Genomic DNA, 23,864 nt, shown 5'->3' with positions numbered 1-23,864 from the left:
CGAACTCAGCAGTGAAACGATGCATCGCCGATGGTAGTGTGGGGTTTCCCCATGTGAGAGTAGGTCATCGTCAAGATTAAATTCCGAAACCCCAATTGCGAAAGCAGTTGGGGTTTTGTTTTGCCCGTAGGAAAGTTCTCGGATGAGTCGAGCCGAAGCTTTCGCAAGAGTTGCCACTGGGAAAAACCTTCTTAAGTGGCCGGGCAGTTTTTGGTATGGTGCAACTCGCTTTTTTCATGGACTGATTTTTCGCCAAAGGATGGGCACTCACTTACGCCAAAGAGTTGCTGTAGAAATGCCTGAACCCATCCCGATCAAGGATCACGAAAGAGAGACGCGTCTGGTCAACAAGCGGTTGATCGCCTGCGCCCTTTTTGTCTTCGCAGTCAGCTGCGCCCTGGTAGCGCGTCTGTACATCCTGCAAGTCGTGGAGTTCGACTACCACTCGACCATTTCCGAAAACAACCGTGTCCATGTCCTGCCGATCCCGCCAACACGCGGACTGATCTACGACCGCAACGGTGTGCTGCTGGCAGATAACCGTCCCAGCTACAATCTGACCATCACCCGCGAGCGCGCCATCGACGTCAATCAGGAACTGGACGAGGTCATTGATCTCCTGCACCTCCCCGTCGAAGACCGCGCGGTGTTCGACAAAGCCATGAAACAGTCCCGTCATCCATTCACGCCGGTGACGCTGTTTTATGAACTGACCGAAGAGCAGATTGCCGTTTTGGCGGTCAACGAGTTTCGTTTGCCTGGGCTCGATGTCGAGCCACAGTTCGTTCGAAATTACCCGCTCGGCATGCACTTCGCTCACTCGATCGGCTATGTCGGCCGGATTAACGAAAAAGAATCCAAAACCCTCGACTCGGTGGAATACCGTGGCACTCAGTCCGTCGGCAAGACTGGCATCGAACGTTTCTACGAAGCGCAGTTGCACGGGCATGTCGGTTATGAGGAGGTTGAAACCAATGCCCAAGGCAGGGTGTTACGCGTGCTCAAACACACTGACCCTGTACCCGGAAAAAACATTGTCCTGAGCCTTGACGTGAAACTGCAAGAAGCCGCCGAAGCTGCCTTGGCTGGGCGTCGTGGTTCGGTCGTGGCGCTGGATCCGTCCACCGGGGAAGTGCTGGCCATGGTCAGCAACCCGAGTTTCGATCCCAACCTGTTCGTCACTGGTATCAGCACCAAAGAGTATTCGGCGCTGCGTGATTCTATTGACCGGCCACTGTTTAACTGTACGCACCGGGCTCGACCATCAAGCCAGAAGTGGCGATCGCTGGGCTCGACGCAGGCGTTGTCACACCGCAGACCCGAGTCTTCGATCCAGGTTACTACCAACTCCCGGACTTCGATCACAAGTACCGTAACTGGAACCACAGCGGCGACGGCTGGGTGGACATGGACGCTGCGATCATGCGTTCCAATGACACCTACTTCTATGACCTGGCGCACAAGCTTGGCATTGATCGCCTGCACGACTACATGGCCATGTTCGGTCTCGGCGAAAAAGTCTCGCTGGACATGTTTGAAGAGTCTCCTGGTCTGATGCCATCCCAAGCCTGGAAACGCACTACACGTCGACAAGCATGGTACCCGGGGGAAACGGTGATTCTCGGTATTGGTCAGGGTTATATGCAGGTCACGCCGCTGCAACTGGCCCAAGCCACCGCACTGATCGCCAACAAAGGCGTGTGGAACCGCCCACATCTGGCCAAGACTGTCGATGGTGTGGCGCCGGTCGATCAGAATCCGATGCCGAACATTCTGCTTAAGGATCCGCGCGATTGGGAGCAGGTCAACCACGGCATGCAGATGGTAATGCACGATGCCCGCGGCATTGCCCGTGCGGCGGCGGCGGGTGCGCAATACCGTATCGCTGGTAAAAGTGGTACGGCACAAGTGGTAGCGATCAAGCAGGGTGAGCGCTACAACCGCGCTAAGACACTTGAGCGCCACCGCGATAATGCCTTGTTCGTCGGCTTCGCCCCGGCGGAGCACCCGAAGATTGCGATTTCGGTGATGATAGAAAACGGTGAGGCCGGTGGTCGTGTCGCCGGGCCGGTGGTGCGGCAAATCATGGATGCCTGGTTACTTGATCAGGAAGGCCATCTCAAGCCGCAGTACGCTGCGCCGTCCAAAGCGCCGGGTGATCCGCACGTGTAACCCGTGAAACGGTGCTGGAAGTTGTCGAGGTCTACGCTTGCATGCAAAGAACTAGTCGCCGCTACCGTACCGACGCTATCGCTGGCTTGCCAGCGATAGCGTCTTGTAGTCACTACAACAATCAGGCCCCTGGCACCGGGCAACTCATGTCACCTTCTTCACACTTCAAGTACTGCTTCAACACTTCAACCCGCACCTTGGTCACAGCGGTCATACAATTGCTATAGATCAGCGGATACACACTTCCGCCCGTCACGCCCGAAGACGAAAACTTGCACTCGGCATCACGAAAACCGATCCATGCGCGTTGCGCACTGACCAACAGCTTCTTGCCGTCAGGGTTGTCCTTCAAACGCCCGGTGATCTGCTGATACACAGCGTTCAGTTCTTTGTCGGCAGCTTTGTAATCCTGCCCGGCGCACTGATTCATCGTCGCTTGATCGCTGGCGTTGGCGCAGTCAACGCCAGCGTGGGTGAGGGTGGTGAATAGCAAAGGCGTCAGGGCCAGGAGCTGACGTAGGGACATGGAAATTCTCGCTGTGTCGAATGTAAGTGCAGAACAGTGTAGTGATTGCACAGGATCTATTCAGGTACTTGTTGTCTCGAGGCTTCCAGCAAGCGATCCGCTGTAGCCGCAATCTCCTCACCGTCATGCAGCAGATCCAGCCAATTGGCGGGAATGGCTCGAACGCCGTAGTGGGCGCCGGCCAGTTGGCCAACGATCGCTGCCGTGGTATCGGCGTCATCACCCAGATTGGCGGCTTGCAGGATTGCCGCCGCAAAACTGTCGGTGTGCTGAAAACACCAAAGCGCTGCTTCCAGCGACTGGACGCAGTAGCCGCTACCGCAGATTTCGTCTATTGATTTCGTGAAATAGTTACCTCGAGCAATCTCCGCGACTTTTGGTTGGCTGAAGGTTGAGACTGGCAAAAAGCGCAGTTCTGTTTTGGACGCTCCAAGCAGAGCTTTGTTGATCAACTCAGCGAACAGTTGGCAGCATTCGATTGCCTCGGGTGCTGCGTGGGTGGTTCGCGAACTTTCGCTGGAGAATTTTCTGACTTTCCGGTCGTCCGGGAAGTAAAACAGCACCACCGGTGCCAGTCGCATCAGAGAGCCGTTGCCAGCACTATTGGGCTCGGTCGACCCCGCAAAGGGCTCACCTGTTTGCTGGTATTGCGAAAGCGCCTGACTGACTGTCATGCCGATATCAAAGCATTCGCCGGTCGAACTCAGGTAACCCCATTTCCACCAATTGAGATAGCGCCCCATTTGATCATTGGCGTCGAAGCCGTTCTTGATCAGCAGGCTTTCCGCCAGGCAGAGCGCCATCGAGGTGTCATCGGTCCACTGTCCAGGCTTGAGTTGGAAAGGACCGCCGCCGACCATGTCAGTCAATGGTTGGAATGAATGGCGTGGCTTGAACTCTACCGTGGTGCCGACCGCGTCGCCGCAAGCCAGACCCAGCAGGGCGCCACGATAACGTTCGGGGAGGGATGGCTGCATGATTCGTCCTTGTCCGGTTCAGCATCGACGGAAAAGGTATCAGCTTCATCCGCTGGGTTGTGGTGAAAATTGTTCGATTCACCAGTGGAAAATGCAGCCGGATGTTTCCTGGCTTTTGCACAGCTGAACCGCTTTGATACAACTTCACCTTGGACATGTGGTCATACAAGCCTACTGTTCAGAACAGGAGGTGACGTATGAAACCAGTACCCAATAGTTTCGAACGCAAAATCACGCTCAAGGCGTCGCGTTCACATGTCTGGCGTGCATTGGTTGATGCCGAGGCGTTTGGCCAGTGGTTTGGTGTGGCGCTGGAGGGCAGGCGTTTTATTGCCGGAGAATGGACGCAAGGGCAGGTCACGTATCCGGGTTATGAACATGTGTTGTGGAACGTATTGATCGAACGGGTCGAGCCGCAGCAATTGTTCTCGTTCCGATGGCATCCGTATGCGGTCAATCCGAAGATCGACTATTCCCAGGAACCGACAACGCTGGTCAGGTTCGAGCTGGAAGATTTCGAGGGTGGCACGTTGCTCAAGGTGTCTGAGTCCGGTTTCGCGCACATTCCCGACATCCGCCAGAAAGAGGCCTATTACATGGACAGTCGTGGCTGGGAAGAACAGTTGAGCAGGCTTGAACAGTTTCTCGCGGAAAGCGCCAGGGCACGTGAGCTTGATCGGGGCTGATAGTGCTCTGTAGGTTGACCCGCAGGCGCAGGCCTCAGGGCAGTTGAAAGTCGCGAAAATCGCGGCCTGCATGCTCAACGCCTGACCCTTCTAAGGGTTTTCGGAAGTGCTTCTATGGCGAATGTCTTACACGCGATGGTAGCTATTACGACTATTGCTGATTGGATCCACCACGTAATCTACACCCATCAACTGAAGCACAGGGAGTACTTCAGGATCAAGGATGATCGACCATTGCAAGGATCGCTGCCGACAGGGAGTCGATAATGGTCTTGGGAAAAACCCGCTTCGGCGGGTTTTTTTTCGCCCCAAGAAAAGTACGGAACCCCGTAGGAGCTGCCGAACTCACGGCAGTTCCTACGGGGTTATGCGTTTATGAAGCGATTAGCTGCCGCAGCACATAATGCAGAATCCCCCCTGACTTGAAGTACTCCACTTCATTCAGGGTGTCGATGCGGCACAGCACTTCGATCTTCTCCTGTCGCCCGTCTTCACGAGTGATCACCAGAGGCAGGTTCATGCGTGGTGTCAGGGATACGCCGGTCAGGCCTTGAATCTCGAAGGTTTCCTTGCCGGTCAGGTTCAGACTCTTGCGGTTCTGATCAAGTTTGAATTGCAGCGGCAAGACGCCCATGCCGACCAGATTGGAACGGTGAATGCGCTCGAAGCTCTCGGCGATCACGGCTTTGACGCCCAGCAGGTTGGTACCTTTGGCCGCCCAATCGCGACTGGAGCCGGTGCCGTATTCTTGCCCGGCAATCACCACCAGCGGTGTTCCGGACGCCTGATAGCGCATGGCTGCATCGTAGATCGGCAGTTTCTCACCGGTCGGAATGTAGATCGTGTTGCCGCCTTCTTCGCCGCTGAGCATCTCATTGCGTATACGAATGTTGGCGAAGGTACCGCGCATCATCACTTCGTGGTTGCCGCGACGTGAGCCGTAAGAGTTGAAGTCCCGCGGTTCGACGCCTTTTTCGCGCAGATAACGCCCGGCCGGGCTGTCAGCCTTGATGTTGCCGGCAGGGGAAATGTGGTCCGTGGTCACCGAGTCTCCGAGCAGCGCCAACATCCGCGCCCCTTTCACATCCTTGATCTCTGGCAACGGGCCGGAAATGTCGTCGAAAAACGGTGGATGCTGGATGTAAGTCGAATCGTCCTGCCACACATAGGTGGCGGCTTGTGGCACCTCGATGGCTTGCCACTGTTCGTCACCGGCAAACACTTCGGCGTATTCCTTGTGGAACATGGCAGTGCTGACCTGACTCACCGCGTCGGCGACTTCCCGGCTGCTTGGCCAGATGTCACGCAGGTAAACCGGATTGCCCTGTTGGTCATCGCCCAGCGGTTCGCTACTGATGTCGGTACGAACGGTGCCAGCCAAGGCATAAGCCACCACCAGCGGGGGCGAGGCCAGCCAGTTGGTTTTCACCAGTGGGTGCACGCGACCTTCAAAGTTACGGTTGCCGGACAGCACCGAAGCGACGGCCAGGTCAGCTTTCTGGATGGCTTTTTCGATCGGTTCCGGCAATGGCCCGGAGTTACCGATGCAGGTGGTGCAGCCATAGCCGACCAGCGAAAAACCAAGCTGGTCGAGGTACTGCGTCAGCCCCGCCGCCTTGTAGTAGTCAGTGACCACTTTCGAACCTGGCGCCAGCGAACTCTTTACCCACGGTTTGCGCGTCAGGCCTTTCTCCACGGCTTTTTTCGCCAAGAGCCCAGCAGCCATCATCACACTCGGGTTGGAAGTGTTGGTACACGACGTGATCGCAGCGATGACCACCGCGCCGTTTTTCAGGCGATAGGTGTGGCCGTCGTGTTCATACTCCGTTTCGCCGACCAGATCGGCATTACCCACCGCGACGCCGCCACCGCCCTCGCTTTCCAGGCGTCCTTCTTCTTTGCTCGTCGGTTTGAATTGCAGGTCAAGGAAGTCGCTGAAGGCTTGTGCGACATTTGGCAGCGAGACGCGGTCTTGCGGGCGTTTCGGCCCTGCCAGGCTGGCCTCGACGCTGCCCATGTCCAGCGCCAGACTGTCGGTGAACACCGGCTCCTGACCGGGCAGACGCCACAACCCCTGGGCCTTGGTATACGCCTCCACCAGTTTCACCACTTCCGTTGGCCGTCCGGACAGACGCAGGTACTCCAGCGTTACGTCATCGACCGGGAAGAAGCCGCAGGTCGCACCGTATTCCGGGGCCATGTTGGCGATGGTCGCACGGTCGGCCAGCGGCAGGTCGGCGAGGCCATCACCATAAAACTCGACAAATTTGCCGACCACGCCTTTCTTGCGCAGCATCTGCGTAACGGTCAGCACCAGGTCGGTGGCGGTGATGCCTTCCTTGAGTTTGCCGGTGAGTTTGAAGCCAATCACTTCCGGAATCAGCATCGACACCGGTTGCCCGAGCATCGCCGCTTCCGCCTCGATCCCGCCGACACCCCAGCCGAGCACGCCGAGGCCGTTGATCATGGTGGTGTGGGAGTCGGTGCCAACCAGCGTGTCGGGAAAGGCGTAGGTACGGCCGTCTTCATCTTTGGTCCACACGGTGCGGCCGAGGTATTCGAGGTTGACCTGGTGGCAGATCCCGGTGCCCGGCGGCACTACGCTGAAGTTGTCAAAGGCACTTTGTCCCCAGCGCAGGAAGGCATAGCGTTCGCCGTTGCGCTGCATTTCGATGTCGACGTTCTGCTCAAATGCGCTGGGCGTGGCGAACTTGTCGACCATCACCGAGTGGTCGATCACCAGATCCACCGGGGATAGCGGATTGATTCGCTGCGGATCGCCGCCGGCCTTGGCCATGGCCGCGCGCATCGCTGCGAGGTCGACCACGGCAGGGACGCCGGTAAAATCCTGCATCAATACGCGGGCAGGGCGGTACTGGATCTCCCGGTCGGAGCGACGCTCCTTGAGCCACGCAGCAATTGCCTTGAGGTCGGCGCCGGTGACAGTTTTTTCATCTTCCCAGCGCAGCAGGTTTTCCAGCAGGACTTTCAGCGACATTGGCAGTTTGTCGATATTGCCCAGGCTTTTGGCAGCATCCGGCAAACTGAAATAGTGGTAGGTTTTGTCGTCGATTTTTAGTGTTTTAAGGGTCTTCAGGCTATCTAGGGACGGCATTGCAATCACTCCTTTGAATCCGCATTGCTACGGATTGAGGGGACGGGCAGAGCTATCAACGTAGCCCTGTTTTCATTAGCTGGCTAATAACTGGACTCTATGAAGAGAACCAAGGTTCCGACATCGGCTATCATGCGCCGGTTTTCGTGACAGGCTTTGCTTCAACGCAAGGCCTGAGCATCGCGCAGGGGCCGAATGTTCGCCCGCTGCCCAGGAGTAAGAATGAACACCCTATTCATGCATTGCCGGCCAGGTTTCGAAGGCGAAGTCTGCTCGGAGATTTCCGACCTCGCTGCCCAGTTGAACGTGTCCGGTTACGCCAAGGCGAAAACCGCCACTGCGTACGCGGAGTTTGTCTGCACCGAAGAAGACGGCGCCGAGCGCCTGATGCGTGGTCAGCGTTTCGCCGAGCTGATCTTCCCGCGCCAATGGGCGCGCGGCGTTTTCATTGATCTGCCGGAAACCGACCGCATCAGCGTGATCCTCGCGCATATGGCCGAATTCCCGGTGTGCGGCAGTCTGTGGCTGGAGGTCGTCGATACCAACGATGGCAAAGAGCTGTCGAACTTCTGCAAGAAATTCGAAGGCCCGCTGCGCAAGGCGCTGACGGGTGCCGGCAAACTGGTTGAAGATGCAAACAAGCCGCGTCTGTTGCTGACATTCAAAAGCGGCCGTGAAGTGTTTCTGGGTATGGCTGATGCCGGTAACTCGGCGATGTGGCCAATGGGCATTCCCCGCCTGAAGTTTCCGCGTGAGGCTCCAAGCCGTTCGACGTTGAAGCTGGAAGAAGCCTGGCACCATTTCATCCCGCGTGATCAGTGGGAAGATCGTCTGCACAGTGACATGACCGGCGTTGACCTTGGTGCAGCGCCCGGTGGCTGGACCTGGCAACTGGTCAACCGCGGCATGCTGGTGACCGCTATCGACAACGGCCCGATGGCCGAAAGCCTGATGGAGACCGGCCTGGTGCAACACTTGATGGCGGACGGTTTCACCTTCAAGCCCAAGCAGCCGGTGGACTGGATGGTCTGTGACATCGTCGAGAAACCGGCGCGTAACGCGGCAATGCTCGAAGAGTGGATCGGCGAGGGGCATTGTCGCGAGGCGGTGGTCAACTTGAAACTGCCGATGAAGCAGCGTTATGCCGAAGTGAAGCGTTTGCTTGAGCGCATTGCCGATGGTTTCAAGGCGCGCGGGATCAAGGTTGATATCGGCTGCAAGCAGCTTTATCACGACCGCGAGGAAGTGACCTGCCATCTGCGCCGGCATGACGTGAAGAAGACCAAATCCCGCTAAATGCACACGCCCCCCGTGCAGGAGCTGCCGCAGGTTGCGATCTTTTGATCTTTCAAAAAGCAAAGATCGCAGCCTTCGGCAGTTCACAGGGGGATTAGTTTGAAGCCACAGGTGACCGAGCACCCGGCAATGCGCGACAATGCCGGCCAGTTTCAGGAGTTAATCATGAGTGAAATGATCGATACCCCGGTAGACGGCACCCTCGACGCTACCGGCCTCAATTGCCCGGAGCCGGTAATGATGCTGCACCAGCACATCCGTGATCTGGTACCCGGTGGCCTGCTCAAGGTGATCGCTACGGATCCCTCGACCCGCCGCGACATTCCCAAGTTTTGCGTGTTTCTCGACCATGAACTGGTCGGCCAGCACGAAGACGCCGGGACTTATCTGTACTGGATCCGCAAAAAACAAGCCTGAGCCTCAGGCCAACGCTAAACCAAATGTGGGAGTCAGCCTGCTGGCGATGTGGTAGTCAATTCAACGTCTATGTTGACCGACTCTCCATCATCGCCAGCAGGCTGGCTCCCACATTTTTTGTCTCGCGTAAAAGGACTCAGCCCAGCGAACGACTGATCCGAATGCGCTTGCGCGCGCTGCGAGTCAAGCGGATCGACAGCATCAGCGCGGCGCAGCTCAGGCCGACGATAAGACCCTGCCACAACCCGCTCGGGCCACGCGGCTCGCCGAGCCAGTCGGTCAGGCCGAGGGCGTAACCCACTGGCAGGCCGATGCCCCAATAGGCGAACAGCGTCAGGATCATCGTTACTCGCGTGTCCTGATAACCGCGCAGCGCGCCGGCAGCGGTGACCTGGATCGCGTCGGAGAACTGGAACAGCGCCGAATACACAATCAGCATCGCCGCGATATGAATCACCGTCGGGTCAGCCGTGTAAATCGCCGCAATCGGCTCGCGCAGCAGCAACATCATGCTCGCCGAGAGACACGCATAGGCCAGCGCAGTCCCCATGCCGACGCCGGCGGCGAAACGCGCCTCGCGTGGTTCCTCACGGCCCAGGGCCTGACCGACGCGCACGGTCACGGCCATGCCCAGCGAATAAGGAATCATGAACACCAGTGAGCTGACGTTCAGCGCAATCTGGTGCCCGGCGACCACGGTCGCGCCGAGGCTGCCGATCAACAGCGCGATCACCGCGAAGATGCTCGACTCGGCAAACACCGCGATGCCGATTGGCAAGCCGATGGCCAGCAGACGCTTGATCACCGCCCACTGAGGCCAATCGAAACGGCTGAACAATTCACTCGAACGATACGCCGGGGCCCAGCGCTCGTAACCGGCCAGACCCAGCGCCATCACCCACATCACGATCGCCGTGGCCCAGCCGCAACCGACGCCGCCCATGGCCGGCACGCCGAAGTGGCCATAGATGAAGATGTAGTTCAGGGGAATATTCAGCGTCAGCCCGCATAAACCCAGTACCATCGCCGGGCGAGTACGACCGAGGCCGTCACTGAAGCAGCGCAGCACATGATAGAACGCCACCGCGGGCAAACCGCAGGCGATGCCATGCAAGTACTGCATGCACGGGCCGATCAGCTCGGGATCGACATTCATCAAATGCAGAATCGGCTCTGCGGCAACCAGCATCGCGGTAGCGATCAAGCCCACTACCAGCGCCAGCCACAATGCCTGGCGCACGATCGGACCGATCTCGCTGTGGGTTCCGGCGCCGTAACGCTGGGCGACTTTGGGAGTGGTGGCCAGCAGGGTGCCGGTCATCAACAGAAATACCGGCACCCAGATCGAGTTGCCCAGTGCCACCGCCGCCAGATCCTTGGGACCGACGCGCCCGGCCATCACCGCATCGACAAAGCCCATGGCCGTGGTTGCCAGTTGCGCGATGATGATCGGCACCGCCAGGGCAAGCAGAGTCTTGAACTCCAGGCGAATCCGCGCGGGGCGGTTGAGGGAGACGGCGACAGGTTGGTCAGTTACAGGATTCACAAGCAAAGCGTCCACAGATGTTGATGCGCAAGGCGGCGCATTCTACGCCGCTGACGTGTTGGTCAGGAAAAATCCTGTGTTGCGGATTTGTAATCACTCATGGCTTTGCGCCGCCCTCGTCACAGGGGGCATGTCGTTGTCGGGATTGGAATCAAACCCCGCTGGCCCAACCGCGTATCTGCACCTAAACTGCCGATCCGCCCAAGGAGCCCGCCATGCTGATTGTTGCTGACGAAAATATCCCGCTGCTCGATGCCTTTTTTGCCGGTTTTGGCGAGATCCGCCGAGTGCCCGGCCGTTCCATCGACCGTGCGACGGTCGAGCAGGCCGACGTGTTATTGGTGCGTTCGGTGACCAACGTCAACCGCGCGCTGCTCGTGGGCAGCAAGGTTCGCTTTGTTGGTACCTGCACCATCGGCACCGATCACCTGGATCTCGAATATTTCAACGAGGCGGGCATCACCTGGTCGAGCGCGCCCGGCTGCAATGCCCGAGGCGTGGTCGACTATGTGCTCGGCAGCCTGATGACTCTAGCCGAAATCGAGGGCGTTGATCTGACTCAGCGTACTTATGGAGTCGTCGGCGCCGGTGAAGTTGGTGGGCGCCTGGTCAACGTCTTGAAGGGCCTGGGCTGGAACGTGAAAGTCTGTGATCCGCCGCGTCAGGCTGCCGAGGGGGGGGATTACGTCAGTCTGGAGCAGATCATCGAACAGTGCGACGTGATCAGCCTGCACACACCGCTGACCCGTAGCGGTAACAGTGCGACTTGGCACCTGTTCGATCGGCAACGTTTGCAGCAACTCAAACCTGGCGCCTGGTTGATCAACGCAGCGCGAGGGCCGGTCGTGGATAACGCTGCGCTACGCGAAGTGCTGCAGGAGCGCGAGGACCTGCAAGCGGTGCTTGATGTCTGGGAGGCCGAACCCGAAGTCGATGTGGCTCTTGCCGAACTCTGTGTGCTGGCCACGCCGCACATTGCCGGTTACAGCCTCGACGGCAAGCAGCGCGGCACGGCGCAGATTTATCAAGCGTACTGCGAGTTCATTGATCAGCCTGCGAGCATCCAGCTCAGTGACCTGCTGCCGGCGCCGTGGTTGTCGGAGGTAACCTTGCATGCCGACAGTGATCCGGCCTGGGCATTGGCGATGTTGTGCCGTGGCGTGTACGACCCACGCCGGGATGATGCGGATTTTCGTCGCAGTCTTGTAGGCAATGTCGGCGAGCAGCGTGCGGCATTCGATTTGTTGCGCAAGCAGTATCCGGTTCGGCGCGAAATTGAAGGGTTGAAAGTACGGATCGAGGGGCATTCGCCAACGTTGCGCCAGATCGTGACAGCGCTCGGAGCAGTAGCTCTCTAGCCCATTCCCCTGTAGGGCGCAAGCAGGCATAAAAAACCCGGCCAGATGGGCCGGGTCAGGAAGACGTTGGCTATATCACTCTTGTTCGGCAGGCTTGACCAATCGCTTCTCCAGTTCGCGGCAAGCGTCCTGGATCATGTCTTCAGTGATCGGTACTTCGCGCCCTTTTTCATCAATGATCGAGCAACCCAGAGTCTGGCCGGGTTTGGTACGGAACACTGGGATCTCGTCTTCGCTGCTGTGTTGCAAGGACATGGCCTGTCTCCTCATCAGGTTGTGCGCCTAGGTTAAAACCCCCACGTGACCGGGCTGTGACAGCTTCCTGCGGTCCGTCGGCGGCGGCATCTCTACTCAACCAGAAATGACCGCTCGCCTCAATCGGGACTTTAGACCAATAGCAACTATGGCCTAGTCTTTGGGGGCATATTTAACCTGACTCATTGTGATTTACAGAGTTCCACCCCATCTGAGTGTGTAGGCTGGCCCTATCCATCAGCACACGTGTGGACCCGAATGATCTCGATGCTTTCCTCGCGGCACCGGCGCGCCTTGCGCCTGACCAGTCATTTCCTCGTGCCTTATCGCTGGCAGGCCTTCGGTGCGCTGCTCGCATTGATCGTCACCGCCGGCATCACCTTATCGATGGGGCAGGGCATCAAGTTGTTGGTTGATCAGGGTTTCATGACCCAATCGGCGGATTTGCTCAACCAATCCATTGGACTGTTCATGCTGTTGGTCCTGGGCCTCGCGGTCGGCACCTTCGTCCGGTTTTATCTGGTCTCCTGGATCGGCGAACGTGTCGTCGCCGACATCCGCCGACAGGTGTTCAACCACCTTGTGTACCTGCATCCCGGGTTTTACGAAGACAACCGCAGCTCGGAAATCCAGTCGCGCCTGACAGCAGATACGACATTGCTGCAATCGGTGATCGGCTCGTCGCTTTCGCTGTTTCTACGCAATCTGTTGATGGTGATCGGCGGCATCGTTCTGCTGTTCATCACAAATCCCAAACTCACCAGCATCGTGGTGATCGCGCTACCGCTGGTGATTGCACCGATCCTGATTTTTGGTCGACGTGTGCGCAATCTGTCGCGACAGAGCCAGGACCGGATCGCCGACATTGGCAGCTATGTGTCCGAAACCCTCGGCCAGATCAAAACCGTGCAGGCGTACAACCATCAAATACAGGACGAGCAACGTTTTGCCTCTACGGTCGAGCAGGCTTTCGAGACCGCACGCAAACGGATCTTCCAGCGTGCCTGGCTGATTACATTAGTGATCGTGCTGGTGCTTGGCGCTGTCGCGGTGATGTTGTGGGTCGGTGGTATGGACGTGATCGCCGGGCGGATTTCTGCCGGTGAACTGGCGGCGTTTGTGTTCTACAGCCTGATCGTCGGCAGCGCGTTTGGTACGTTGAGTGAGGTGATCGGCGAGCTTCAGCGCGCTGCAGGTGCCGCCGAGCGGATTGCTGAATTGCTGCGTTCGGAAAATATCATCCAGCCACCGAAGACTGGATTGGTGACATTGCCCGCGCGCGTGCGCGGTGAACTGGAATTGCAGGATGTGCGCTTTTCCTACCCCTCGCGTCCAGAAAGCTTCGCCGTCGATGGCTTGAATCTCACGGTCAGGGCCGGCGAAACCCTGGCGCTGGTAGGACCGTCCGGCGCGGGTAAATCCACGGTGTATGACTTGCTGCTGCGCTTTTACGATCCTCGCGAGGGCCGGATTCTGCTGGATGGCGTGCCGCTGACCAGCCTCGACCCGCTGGATCTGCGCCGTTGTTTTGCCCTGGTTTCACAAACGCCAGCACTGTTTTTCGGCAGCGTGGAGGAGAACATCCGCTATGGCTGCCCAACGGCCACGCTTGAGCAGGTCAAGGAAGCGGCAAGAATCGCCCACGCCCACGACTTCATCGAGCAAATGCCTGACGGCTACCAGACACATTTGGGTGACGGCGGGCTTGGACTTTCCGGCGGCCAACGCCAGCGTCTGGCCATCGCTCGGGCGTTGCTGGTCGACGCGCCGATTCTGTTGCTGGACGAAGCCACCAGCGCCCTCGATGCGCAAAGCGAACACCTGATCCAGCAAGCCTTGCCGAACCTGATGCAAAACCGCACCACACTGGTGATCGCCCATCGCCTGGCCACTGTGAAAAACGCCGACCGGATTGCGGTGATGGATCAAGGCAAACTGGTCGCGGTGGGTACACATCAGGAATTGATTGCGAGCAATCCGTTGTATGCGCGGCTGGCGGCGTTGCAGTTCAGCGATGGACACGCGGCTGTCGTATAGGCGCTGTTGCAGGCTGCGACCTTTTGATCTTTGCACGTTACAAAAAATGCCCGTATCTCGCGATACGGGCATTTTTTTATTACTCGGCGTTAGCCTGCTGATCACTGATCGTCGAAGTAGCGTTCATGCCAATCCACCAGCGGTTGCGGTGAGTTGAGTTTCTGGCCGTAGATCACCGAATAGGACAGCACGTTCTGTACGTACTGGCGCGTTTCGTCGAACGGGATGCTTTCCACCCACACGTCGAAGCTCAGGTGATCGGCGCCGCGCAGCCATTGACGCACGCGTCCGGGGCCGGCGTTATAGGCGGCGGAGGCGAGGACACGGTTGCCATTGAACTGGCTGTGCACCTGGCTCAGGTACGCGGCGCCGAGCTGGATGTTCTTGTCCGGGTTCAGCACTTGCTTCGGCGAGGCCAGGGGGATGTTGAACTTGCGTGAAGTTTCCTTGGCGGTGGCGGGCATCAGTTGCATCAGGCCGCTGGCGCCAACGCCGGAACGGGCGTCGTCCATGAACGCGCTTTCCTGGCGGGTGATGGCGAACACCCAGCTCGAATGCAGACCGCGAACCTTGGCTTCACGCACAAGGGTATCGCGGTGGGCCATCGGGAAACGGATGTCCAGATCGTCCCAGTACTTCGCCTGACTGATGGTGCGGATCGCCGGGAAATACCACTTCAGGTCGTAGGCGAGTTTGGCCTGGGCAACCATTTCGTCACGGTTGAAGTGACGGCTGACGTGGTACCACTCGCGGCGTCCGTCGACGATCTGCCCGCGTGCATGAAACTCGAGTGCGCGGCGCACGCCGGGCGTGTTGCGTACCTTGTTGATCAGCGCCTGGCTAAGCACCAGCGGTTTGTTGTTCAACGAATAAGAAGATTGCGAACGGTCAGCGGCGAGGAAGCCGTAGAAGTCACGCTCGCGCGAAAGATTTTTGTACAGGGTCTGCGCTTCCGGGTTCTGCGGTTGCGCCAGCTCAAGACTGCGCGCCTGCCAATAACGCCAGCGGCTGGTGGTGGCCAGATCCTGTGGCAGTCGGCGGGTCAATTGATAAGCATCGTCCCAGCGCGCCAGACGAAGAAGCAGGCGCAAGCGCCATTCGGAAACGGTGTTGTCACGCAGTTCAGGATCGTATTTGGTCATCACGTCCAGTGCGCGGCTGTCGAAGCGGCGGGCCAGCGTCAGGCCGATTTCCCGGGCGATCGCGACTTTCTCATCACGGGAGAAATGCATGCTGTTGGCGTAACCGTCGAGCAGCGCCATGGCTTTCTCCGGATCCTGACGGGCGAGGCGGCGCAGGCCGAGGCTGACCACATCGGACATCGGCTCATCGGCCGGAGTAAAACGCGACGGCTGGTTGAGCAGTTCGGGTTTCTGCGCCACATCCACCAACAAGCGACCACGGGGGGCGAGGGTGGTCAGGCCGTTGATCAGGCTGTTGGCCAGCGGATAGTTGCGCGCCTGGGCGGCGAGCTTGGTGCGCTCCCAGCGTTTCTGTTCGGTCAGTTGACCCTCGGCGGCCCACATGCCGAAGAGTGCATCGCACGCGGCGGGTTGCGACTTGCCGGTCAGCCAGAGCTTTTCGGTGGCGGCGTAACCTTCGGTCTTTTTGTTGTGGCTGATCTGATACTGCGCGTTCAGGCAGTCCAGTTCGGTGAAGTTGAGCTTGGAATCGTAATACTTGACGAAGGTCGCCCAGTCACCGCGATCGGCCAGCCAGCGCAACCAGCGCAGTTTCATCCAGTTGGCCTGGGGCAGGTCACCGTGTTCGGCGAGGAATTTCTCTATTTCCGCATTGCTGGCGCTTTTCAGGCGTGCGGTCAGCTCGTCGTAAGCAAGATACGGCTCGAGGGGGTAATCGGCCAGCGCCTGGCTATAGCGCGTATAGGGGCCGGTATCGCCCTTGGCCAACGCACGTTTGGCTTCATCGTAATACTGACGCTGGGTGGACAGGTCCACCGCCTGGGCGGATTGAACGGCAGCGGCGGAGAGTAGCAAACAGGACAAAACACTGAAGAGGCGACTGCGCATGAGACATCCGGGCAGAGAAATCATGACAAGTGCCGACATCAATCAGCACTGAATTATCTGTAGCTTAGCCTTTTGCCGGCGAGCGGCGAAAGCTTTGCGGGCCTTGCAGCACAAGTTCGCAACAAATGTTGTGCAGAGTGCTTCGACAGACAAATTGCCGGCCTGCTGAAGCCTCAAGTCAGGTAGAATGCGCCCCCGGTTTTTGGAGAAGCTCATGACCCTGCTCAAATTCAGCGATGTGTCCCTTGCGTTCGGCGCTATGCCGTTGTTGGACAAGGTGTCCTGGCAGATCGCCCGTGGTGAGCGGGTGTGCATCATCGGCCGCAATGGCACTGGCAAGTCCAGCATGATGAAACTGGTCAAGGGCGACCAGAAGCCTGATGACGGCTCGGTGTGGCGTGCCCCCGGTCTGAAAATCGGCGAACTGCCGCAAGAATTGCCTGTGGCCGACGAGCGGACAGTATTCGACGTGGTGGCTGAAGGCCTCGACGGCGTTGGCGCGTTGCTCGCCGAATACCATCACTTGAGCCAGAACATCGTTACCGATGCCGATCTGGACAAGCTCATGCACGTTCAGCACGACCTCGAAGCCCGTGATGGCTGGCGCTTGCAGACCCTTGTCGACAGCACCCTCAGCCGCCTGCAACTGCCGGCCGACAAGACCCTCGCCGAGTTGTCCGGTGGCTGGCGTCGTCGCGTGCTGCTGGCGCAGGCGCTGGTGTCCGAGCCGGATCTGCTGCTGCTCGACGAGCCAACCAACCACCTGGACATCGGTGCGATTGCCTGGCTTGAAGAAGCGCTGAAAGATTTCCAGGGCGCCGTGTTGTTCATCACGCACGACCGTTCGTTCCTGCAAAACCTCGCCACGCGCATCCTGGAACTGGATCGCGGCGGCCTGATCGACTGGAACGGCGACTACGCCAGCTTCCTCGTGCACAAAGAAGCCGAGCTCGCTGCCGAAGCCACTGCCAACGCGCTGTTCGACAAGCGACTGGCCCAGGAAGAAGTGTGGATCCGTCAGGGCATCAAGGCCCGTCGTACCCGTAACGAAGGTCGCGTGCGCGCCCTGAAAGCCCTGCGCGTTGAGCGCAGCGAGCGTCGTGAGCGTACCGGCAAGGCCAACATTCAGCTGGACACCGCCGACAAGTCCGGCAAGCAGGTGATGGTGCTCGAGAACGTGAGCTTTGCTCATCCGGGCGGCCCGTTCCTGATCAAGGATTTCTCTATGGTTCTGCAGCGCGGCGACCGTATCGGTCTGCTTGGCGCCAACGGTACCGGCAAGACCACCCTGTTGAAGCTGATGCTCAACGGCTTGCAGCCAACCAGCGGCAAAGTGGAAGAGGGCACGCGGATCGACGTGGCGTACTTCGACCAGTTGCGCCATCAGCTGGATCTGGAAAAAACCGTAATCGACAACGTCGCCGAAGGTCGCGACTTTATCGATATCGACGGTCAGAGCCGTCACGTGCTGAGCTACCTCGGTGACTTCCTGTTCAGCCCGCAGCGTGCTCGCACGCCGGTCAAGGCGCTGTCGGGTGGTGAGCGTGCGCGTCTGTTGCTGGCCAAGCTGTTCAGCAAGCCGGCGAACCTGCTGGTACTCGACGAACCGACCAACGACCTGGACGTGGAAACCCTCGAGCTGCTTGAAGAAGTGCTGCTGACGTTCAACGGCACTGTGCTGATGGTCAGCCACGACCGGGCATTCCTCGATAACGTGGTCACCAGCACCCTGGTCTTCGAAGGTGAAGGCAAGGTGCGTGAATACGTCGGCGGTTATCAGGACTGGATCCGTCAGGGCGGCTCGCCGCGTCTGTTGGGCGTGACCGAGAGCAAGTCGGGCAAAGCTGACCTGAACTCGGCAGTGGTTACTGCTGAGCCGGCCGCTGCTGCGCCCGTTGCTGCTCCGGCTGCCAAGAAAAAGCTGAGCTACAAGCTGCAGCGCGAGCTGGAAGCGTTGCCGGGCGATATCGATGCCAAGGAGCAGCAGATCGCTGCCGTTGAAGCTGAAATGGCCGACAGCGGTTTCTATCAGCGTCCTGCCGCAGAGACTGCCAAGGTTATTGCCTCGCTCGAGCAATTGCAGGCGGAACTGGAAGCGTTGGTGGAGCGGTGGGCCGAGCTGGATGCCTGATTGCTTCAGCCATTAAAAAGCCCGGCCTCATTTGCGTGAGGCCGGGCTTTTTGCAGGGGCTGTCGATGGCTGTGATCTTTTGATCCGCAGGACCGCAGCCTTCGGCCGCTCCTGCAGGTTTTAGCGTTTGACCAGATGCACCGCCAGCACATCGCAAGGCGCGCCGTGCAGCACATCATTGGCTGTCGAGCCCAGCAATAGCGCCAGACCATGACGGCCATGGCTGCCGACCACGATCAGATCGCATTGCTGTTCCTTGGCGAAGTGATGGATTTCCTGACGCGGCTGGCCGTAGGTCAAGTGGCAGTTGGCGCCTTCAAGCTCTGTGTACTTGAGCTTCAGGCGCTCAAGGCGTTCCTTGGCCTGATCGAACTGCTGCTGTTGCAGTTGTGACAGGTCCATCGGTACGTCGCCGCCAAAAGCCATGGCCATCGGTTCGACGATATGCACCAGCGAGAGCTTGGCGCCGTTGCTCACCGACAGCTCGCGGGCGCGGTGGATGACGGGGTCGCACTCTTCAGTCAGATCTACGGCGACCAGGATGTGGTGGTAGGGCATGAGGCGCTCCTCGTAAGGGTTCAATATTGGTAAGTATGGCTGGTTTCAAGCGCATTGGTTCCAAAGTGACGCAATGGGCTCATCAGAAAACGGGAGTACAGATATGACGGTCTGGATAGTGGTGTCAATCCTGTTGGTGGTATTGAGCCCACTGGCATGGTTGCGTCCATCGCGCGCGCAGAGCGGTCGAATCGCTCTGCGCATGGAGGCGCGTCGTATTGGCCTGGCCATGCAACTGGCGCCTCAGGAGTGGCCGCACTGGCTGTCGCAAGAGCCGCCGGATCCGTGCGCGCAATACCATCGGCCGCGTCGCGGTAATCAGCCGGCATGCTGGACTTACTGGCAAAAATCGCCAGGCGTGTGGGTCAATCAGTGGCAGGAAACCTGCGAGGATCGGGCGCTGCTCAATCATTTCGAAAAGTTGCCAGGCAACGTCTTCAAGATTGAGGCGGATAAGCAGATGATCGCCTTGTATTGGGGCGAGAAGGGAGAAGCCACGGTTTTGCTGGATATCGACGCCACTCTGAAAGCGCTGGCGTGACTCACAGACGTTTCGCACCGCAACGGTGCGAAACGTCCGGCAGACGAGCAATAAAAAGCCCGACATGATTCATCGGGCGGGTTGGCCAGGCAGGCCGGAAACTTTTTTACCACTGACCCCGGCTTCAAACGGGCAGCGCATTTACCTATCGTCCCGTGAGCGTAGACTTTTAAACAGGCCTCGCTGCGAATTAGGGCGACTTTTCTAACTATTGATCCTATGAATGGCTTCACATGCAGGCGCGTGTTGCGGATCTGCATGGTACGGAAATGACCGCAAAGTCGCATTCCAACCCGCATTTTGGGCGATTGACAATTGTTGGAAATTCCGTGAAGGTGACGTACCCAAATCAAACGGGCGTATGAATTGAGCGTTTGTCTTACAGACTGCTCCTACAGAATCCCGACTATCGCGTTGGCGGGTGTGCCGGGTGGATTGGTGTCAGCATCGACGAAAAAGCGTCCTGCCTAGCCATTCGCCTGCGTCCGACGTGTACTGTTCAGCTTCCATATCGTGGAGATCAGTTGATGATTTACGAAGGTAAAGCCATCACGGTTAAAGCTCTTGAAAGTGGCATCGTCGAATTGAAATTCGACCTCAAGGGTGAGTCCGTCAACAAGTTCAACCGTCTAACCCTGAACGAACTGCGTCAGGCCGTAGACACCATCAAGGCAGATGCTTCGATCAAGGGCGTGATCGTCAGCAGTGGCAAGGACGTGTTCATCGTCGGCGCCGACATCACCGAATTTGTCGAGAACTTCAAGCTGCCGGATGCGGAGCTCGTTGCTGGCAATCTCGAAGCCAACAAGATCTTCAGCGATTTCGAAGACCTCAACGTTCCGACTGTCGCCGCGATCAATGGCATCGCCCTGGGTGGCGGTCTGGAAATGTGCCTGGCGGCTGACTATCGCGTCATGTCCACCAAGGCCAAGATCGGTCTGCCGGAAGTCAAACTGGGCATCTACCCAGGCTTCGGCGGCACCGTACGTCTGCCGCGCCTGATCGGTGCCGACAACGCCATCGAGTGGATTGCGTCCGGCAAGGAAAACCGTCCGGAAGACGCGCTGAAAGTTAGCGCAGTCGATGCCGTGGTTGCTCCAGAGAAACTGCAGGAAGCGGCCCTTGAGCTGATCAAACGCGCCATTTCCGGCGAGTTCGACTACAAGGCCAAGCGTCAGCCGAAGCTGGAAAAGCTCAAGCTGAACGCTATCGAACAAATGATGGCTTTCGAAACCGCCAAAGGTTTCGTCGCCGGTCAGGCTGGTCCGAACTATCCGGCGCCGGTTGAAGCGATCAAGACCATTCAGAAAGCTGCAAACTTCGGTCGCGACAAGGCGCTGGAAGTTGAAGCCGCCGGTTTCGTCAAACTGGCCAAGACCTCTGCCGCGCAGAGCTTGATCGGTTTGTTCCTGAACGATCAGGAACTGAAGAAAAAGGCCAAGGCCTACGACGAAATCGCCAAAGACGTGAAGCAGGCCGCTGTATTGGGCGCAGGCATCATGGGTGGCGGTATCGCTTATCAGTCGGCCTCCAAAGGCACGCCGATCCTGATGAAAGACATCAACGAGCACGGTATCGAGCAGGGTCTGGCCGAAGCCGCCAAGCTGCTGGTTGGCCGCGTTGATAAAGGTCGCATGACCCCAGCGAAAATGGCTGAAGTTCTCAACGGCATTCGTCCGACCCTGTCTTACGGTGATTTCGGTCACGTCGATCTGGTCGTTGAAGCTGTAGTCGAGAACCCGAAGGTCAAGCAAGCCGTATTGGCTGAAGTTGAAGACAAGGTCAAAGAGGACACCATCCTCGCGTCCAACACTTCGACCATTTCCATCAGCCTGTTGGCCAAGGCCCTCAAGCGTCCGGAAAACTTCGTCGGTATGCACTTCTTCAACCCGGTGCACATGATGCCGCTGGTGGAAGTGATCCGTGGCGAGAAGTCCAGCGAGCTGGCTGTTGCTACCACCGTTGCCTACGCCAAGAAGATGGGCAAGAACCCGATCGTCGTCAACGACTGCCCGGGCTTCCTGGTCAACCGCGTACTGTTCCCGTACTTCGGCGGTTTCGCCAAACTGGTCAGCGCCGGTGTGGACTTCGTCCGTATCGACAAGGTCATGGAAAAATTCGGCTGGCCGATGGGCCCGGCATACCTGATGGACGTGGTCGGCATCGACACCGGTCACCACGGTCGTGACGTCATGGCCGAAGGCTTCCCGGATCGCATGAAAGATGACCGTCGCTCGGCCATTGACGTGCTTTACGAAGCCAAGCGTCTGGGTCAGAAAAACGGCAAGGGCTTCTACGCCTACGAGACCGACAAGAAGGGCAAGCAGAAGAAAGTTGCCGATCCGTCGGTACTGGAAGTGCTCAAGCCGATCGTTTACGAGCAGCGCGAAGTCACTGACGAAGACATCATCAACTGGATGATGATCCCGCTCTGCCTGGAAACCGTGCGTTGCCTGGAAGACGGCATCGTTGAAACCGCCGCTGAAGCCGACATGGGTCTGGTCTACGGTATCGGTTTCCCTCCATTCCGTGGCGGTGCGCTGCGCTACATCGATTCGATCGGTGTTGCCGAGTTCGTTGCCCTGGCTGACCAGTACGCTGATTTGGGCGCGCTGTACCACCCGACCGCAAAACTGCGTGAAATGGCCAAAACCGGCCAACGGTTCTTCGGTTAAGCGTCCCAACTTTTGAGCGAGAGTGAAATTTTATGAGCTTGAATCCAAGAGACGTCGTGATTGTCGACTTCGGTCGTACTCCGATGGGCCGCTCCAAGGGCGGCATGCACCGCAACACCCGCGCCGAAGACATGTCGGCGCACCTGATCAGCAAATTGCTGGAACGCAACGTCAAGGTTGATCCGAACGAAGTCGAAGACGTGATCTGGGGCTGCGTCAACCAGACCCTGGAGCAGGGCTGGAACATCGCGCGCATGGCGTCGCTGATGACCCAGATCCCGCACACGGCTGCCGGTCAGACTGTCAGCCGCCTGTGTGGCTCGTCGATGAGCGCGCTGCACACTGCTGCGCAAGCGATCATGACCGGCAACGGTGACGTGTTCGTCGTCGGCGGCGTCGAGCATATGGGTCACGTGAGCATGATGCACGGTGTCGATCCGAACCCGCACATGTCGGTGTACGCGGCGAAAGCCTCGGGCATGATGGGCCTGACCGCTGAAATGCTCGGCAAAATGCACGGCATCACTCGCGAACAGCAGGACGCCTTTGGCGTGCGCTCCCACCAGCTCGCCCACAAGGCGACTCTGGAGGGCAAGTTCAAAGACGAAATCATCCCGATGCAGGGTTACGACGAGAATGGTTTCCTGAAACTGTTCGACTACGACGAAACCATTCGTCCGGAAACCACCCTGGAAAGTCTGGCGGCCCTCAAGCCGGCGTTCAATCCAAAGGGTGGCACCGTGACGGCCGGTACTTCGTCGCAGATCACCGATGGTGCCTCGTGCATGATCGTGATGTCGGCTCAGCGTGCGCAAGACCTGGGTATCCAGCCGATGGCGGTGATCCGTTCGATGGCAGTGGCGGGTGTGGATCCGGCAATCATGGGCTATGGTCCAGTTCCGGCAACACAAAAAGCCCTGAAGCGTGCGGGCCTTGGCATCAACGATATCGACTTCTTCGAGCTCAACGAAGCTTTCGCCGCACAGGCTCTGCCAGTGCTGAAAGATCTGAAAGTGCTCGACAAGATGAACGAGAAGGTTAACCTGCACGGCGGCGCGATCGCCCTGGGTCACCCGTTCGGTTGCTCCGGTGCTCGGATTTCCGGCACTTTGCTGAACGTGATGAAGCAGAATAGCGGCACCTTCGGGGTGGCCACTATGTGCATTGGTCTCGGCCAAGGCATCTCCACCGTCTTCGAACGCGTTTAAGCGTCTCGTCGATGGAAGCCGGGGCCAAGTGCCCCGGTTTTTGTTTTTGTGGATTTATTTTGTTTTTATTTTGAAAAAAATTGAGGGAGGGCCAAACCATGCCGATACAACCTGGGCTCTACCAGCATTACAAAGGTCCGCAGTACCGCGTTTTCAATGTCGCGCGGCACTCCGAGACGGAAGAAGAAGTGGTGTTTTACCAAGCCCTGTATGGTGATTACGGCTTTTGGGTGCGTCCCCTGAGCATGTTTCTGGAGTCCGTCGAGGTTGACGGCGAGCAGGTCCCACGCTTTGCTTTGGTGCAAGCCGAACCGAGCCTGTTTTCCAAGGCATAAG

General features: G+C 58.3%; 17 protein-coding genes, 1 rRNA gene and 1 pseudogene. 12 read left to right on the top strand and 7 right to left on the bottom strand.

Going from position 1 to position 23,864, the window contains the following annotated elements; all coding sequences use genetic code 11:
• Both rrf and mrdA read left to right on the top strand, forming a co-directional pair.
• A 5S ribosomal RNA gene (gene rrf, locus IEQ42_RS27855) occupies positions 1-76 on the top strand; the annotation flags it as partial.
• Between the two features lie 219 nt (positions 77-295).
• Positions 296-2,172 (top strand): annotated as a pseudogene (gene mrdA / locus IEQ42_RS09265) (penicillin-binding protein 2).
• 121 nt (positions 2,173-2,293) lie between these two features.
• Here the strand turns inward: mrdA and IEQ42_RS09260 are convergent.
• Together IEQ42_RS09260 and IEQ42_RS09255 are read right to left on the bottom strand one after the other, a co-directional pair.
• Complete coding sequence (locus tag IEQ42_RS09260) at positions 2,294-2,698, bottom strand: lysozyme inhibitor LprI family protein (RefSeq protein WP_210703312.1); 405 nt, start codon at positions 2,696-2,698, stop codon at positions 2,294-2,296.
• A 56-nt stretch (positions 2,699-2,754) separates the two neighbouring features.
• Entirely contained in the window at positions 2,755-3,675 is a 921-nt protein-coding gene (locus tag IEQ42_RS09255; protein WP_210703311.1) for an ADP-ribosylglycohydrolase family protein, read from the bottom strand.
• Between the two features lie 197 nt (positions 3,676-3,872).
• Here IEQ42_RS09255 and IEQ42_RS09250 point away from each other — a divergent pair, with 197 nt between their 5' ends.
• Positions 3,873-4,361 (top strand): SRPBCC family protein, encoded by a 489-nt coding sequence (locus IEQ42_RS09250; RefSeq protein ID WP_150592545.1) that lies wholly within the window; start codon positions 3,873-3,875, stop codon positions 4,359-4,361.
• A 373-nt stretch (positions 4,362-4,734) separates the two neighbouring features.
• Here IEQ42_RS09250 and acnA read toward each other — a convergent pair whose 3' ends face one another.
• The gene (gene acnA, locus IEQ42_RS09245) at positions 4,735-7,476 is read right to left on the bottom strand and encodes an aconitate hydratase AcnA (RefSeq protein ID WP_210703310.1); all 2,742 of its coding nucleotides are present in this window, start codon (positions 7,474-7,476) and stop codon (positions 4,735-4,737) included.
• A gap of 222 nt (positions 7,477-7,698) precedes the next feature.
• Here acnA and rlmM point away from each other — a divergent pair, with 222 nt between their 5' ends.
• Positions 7,699-8,772 (top strand): 23S rRNA (cytidine(2498)-2'-O)-methyltransferase RlmM, encoded by a 1,074-nt coding sequence (gene rlmM, locus IEQ42_RS09240; RefSeq protein ID WP_042560180.1) that lies wholly within the window; start codon positions 7,699-7,701, stop codon positions 8,770-8,772.
• Between the two features lie 165 nt (positions 8,773-8,937).
• A complete protein-coding gene (tusA, locus tag IEQ42_RS09235; RefSeq protein WP_115147206.1) occupies positions 8,938-9,189 on the top strand; it encodes a sulfurtransferase TusA in 252 nt (83 codons plus the stop codon).
• 136 nt (positions 9,190-9,325) lie between these two features.
• Here tusA and IEQ42_RS09230 read toward each other — a convergent pair whose 3' ends face one another.
• Positions 9,326-10,735 carry an MATE family efflux transporter gene (locus IEQ42_RS09230; protein WP_210703309.1) on the bottom strand — a complete coding sequence of 470 codons (1,410 nt, stop codon included), beginning with the start codon at positions 10,733-10,735 and terminating at the stop codon, positions 9,326-9,328.
• Positions 10,736-10,950: 215 nt separating this feature from the next.
• Here IEQ42_RS09230 and pdxB point away from each other — a divergent pair, with 215 nt between their 5' ends.
• Positions 10,951-12,093: a 4-phosphoerythronate dehydrogenase PdxB gene (pdxB, locus tag IEQ42_RS09225; protein ID WP_210703308.1), complete on the top strand. Its 1,143-nt coding sequence runs from the start codon at positions 10,951-10,953 to the stop codon at positions 12,091-12,093.
• 75 nt (positions 12,094-12,168) lie between these two features.
• Here pdxB and IEQ42_RS09220 read toward each other — a convergent pair whose 3' ends face one another.
• Entirely contained in the window at positions 12,169-12,348 is a 180-nt protein-coding gene (locus tag IEQ42_RS09220; protein WP_210703307.1) for a PA1571 family protein, read from the bottom strand.
• A gap of 258 nt (positions 12,349-12,606) precedes the next feature.
• On the opposite strand from IEQ42_RS09220, the gene IEQ42_RS09215 reads away from it, so the two are divergent.
• Positions 12,607-14,385 carry an ABC transporter transmembrane domain-containing protein gene (locus tag IEQ42_RS09215; RefSeq protein ID WP_210703306.1) on the top strand — a complete coding sequence of 593 codons (1,779 nt, stop codon included), beginning with the start codon at positions 12,607-12,609 and terminating at the stop codon, positions 14,383-14,385.
• 101 nt (positions 14,386-14,486) lie between these two features.
• On the opposite strand, the gene IEQ42_RS09210 is transcribed toward IEQ42_RS09215, so the two are convergent.
• Positions 14,487-16,415 carry a transglycosylase SLT domain-containing protein gene (locus IEQ42_RS09210; protein WP_210703305.1) on the bottom strand — a complete coding sequence of 643 codons (1,929 nt, stop codon included), beginning with the start codon at positions 16,413-16,415 and terminating at the stop codon, positions 14,487-14,489.
• A 214-nt stretch (positions 16,416-16,629) separates the two neighbouring features.
• On the opposite strand from IEQ42_RS09210, the gene IEQ42_RS09205 reads away from it, so the two are divergent.
• Positions 16,630-18,546, top strand: coding sequence for an ATP-binding cassette domain-containing protein (locus IEQ42_RS09205; protein WP_115147209.1), 1,917 nt, complete (start codon positions 16,630-16,632; stop codon positions 18,544-18,546).
• Between the two features lie 120 nt (positions 18,547-18,666).
• On the opposite strand, the gene IEQ42_RS09200 is transcribed toward IEQ42_RS09205, so the two are convergent.
• The gene (locus IEQ42_RS09200; RefSeq protein WP_042560173.1) at positions 18,667-19,104 is read right to left on the bottom strand and encodes a universal stress protein; all 438 of its coding nucleotides are present in this window, start codon (positions 19,102-19,104) and stop codon (positions 18,667-18,669) included.
• 103 nt (positions 19,105-19,207) lie between these two features.
• Between IEQ42_RS09200 and IEQ42_RS09195 the strand changes: the two genes are divergently transcribed.
• The 4 genes from IEQ42_RS09195 to IEQ42_RS09180 all read left to right on the top strand — a co-directional run bounded on the left by IEQ42_RS09195 (position 19,208) and on the right by IEQ42_RS09180 (position 23,863).
• Positions 19,208-19,645 (top strand): hypothetical protein, encoded by a 438-nt coding sequence (locus IEQ42_RS09195; RefSeq protein ID WP_210703304.1) that lies wholly within the window; start codon positions 19,208-19,210, stop codon positions 19,643-19,645.
• 527 nt (positions 19,646-20,172) lie between these two features.
• Positions 20,173-22,320, top strand: a complete 2,148-nt coding sequence (gene fadB / locus IEQ42_RS09190; protein ID WP_150598230.1) for a fatty acid oxidation complex subunit alpha FadB — start codon at positions 20,173-20,175, stop codon at positions 22,318-22,320.
• A 32-nt stretch (positions 22,321-22,352) separates the two neighbouring features.
• Complete coding sequence (fadA, locus tag IEQ42_RS09185; protein ID WP_210703303.1) at positions 22,353-23,528, top strand: acetyl-CoA C-acyltransferase FadA; 1,176 nt, start codon at positions 22,353-22,355, stop codon at positions 23,526-23,528.
• Positions 23,529-23,626: 98 nt separating this feature from the next.
• Entirely contained in the window at positions 23,627-23,863 is a 237-nt protein-coding gene (locus IEQ42_RS09180) for a DUF1653 domain-containing protein (RefSeq protein WP_042560169.1), read from the top strand.
• Position 23,864: the final 1 nt, after the last annotated feature.

Source organism: Pseudomonas iridis (assembly GCF_017980685.1).
Taxonomy (GTDB): Bacteria; Pseudomonadota; Gammaproteobacteria; order Pseudomonadales; family Pseudomonadaceae; genus Aquipseudomonas; species Aquipseudomonas iridis.
The sequence above is the reverse complement of the archived record's forward strand: the minus strand, read 5'-3'. Positions and strand labels throughout refer to the sequence as shown.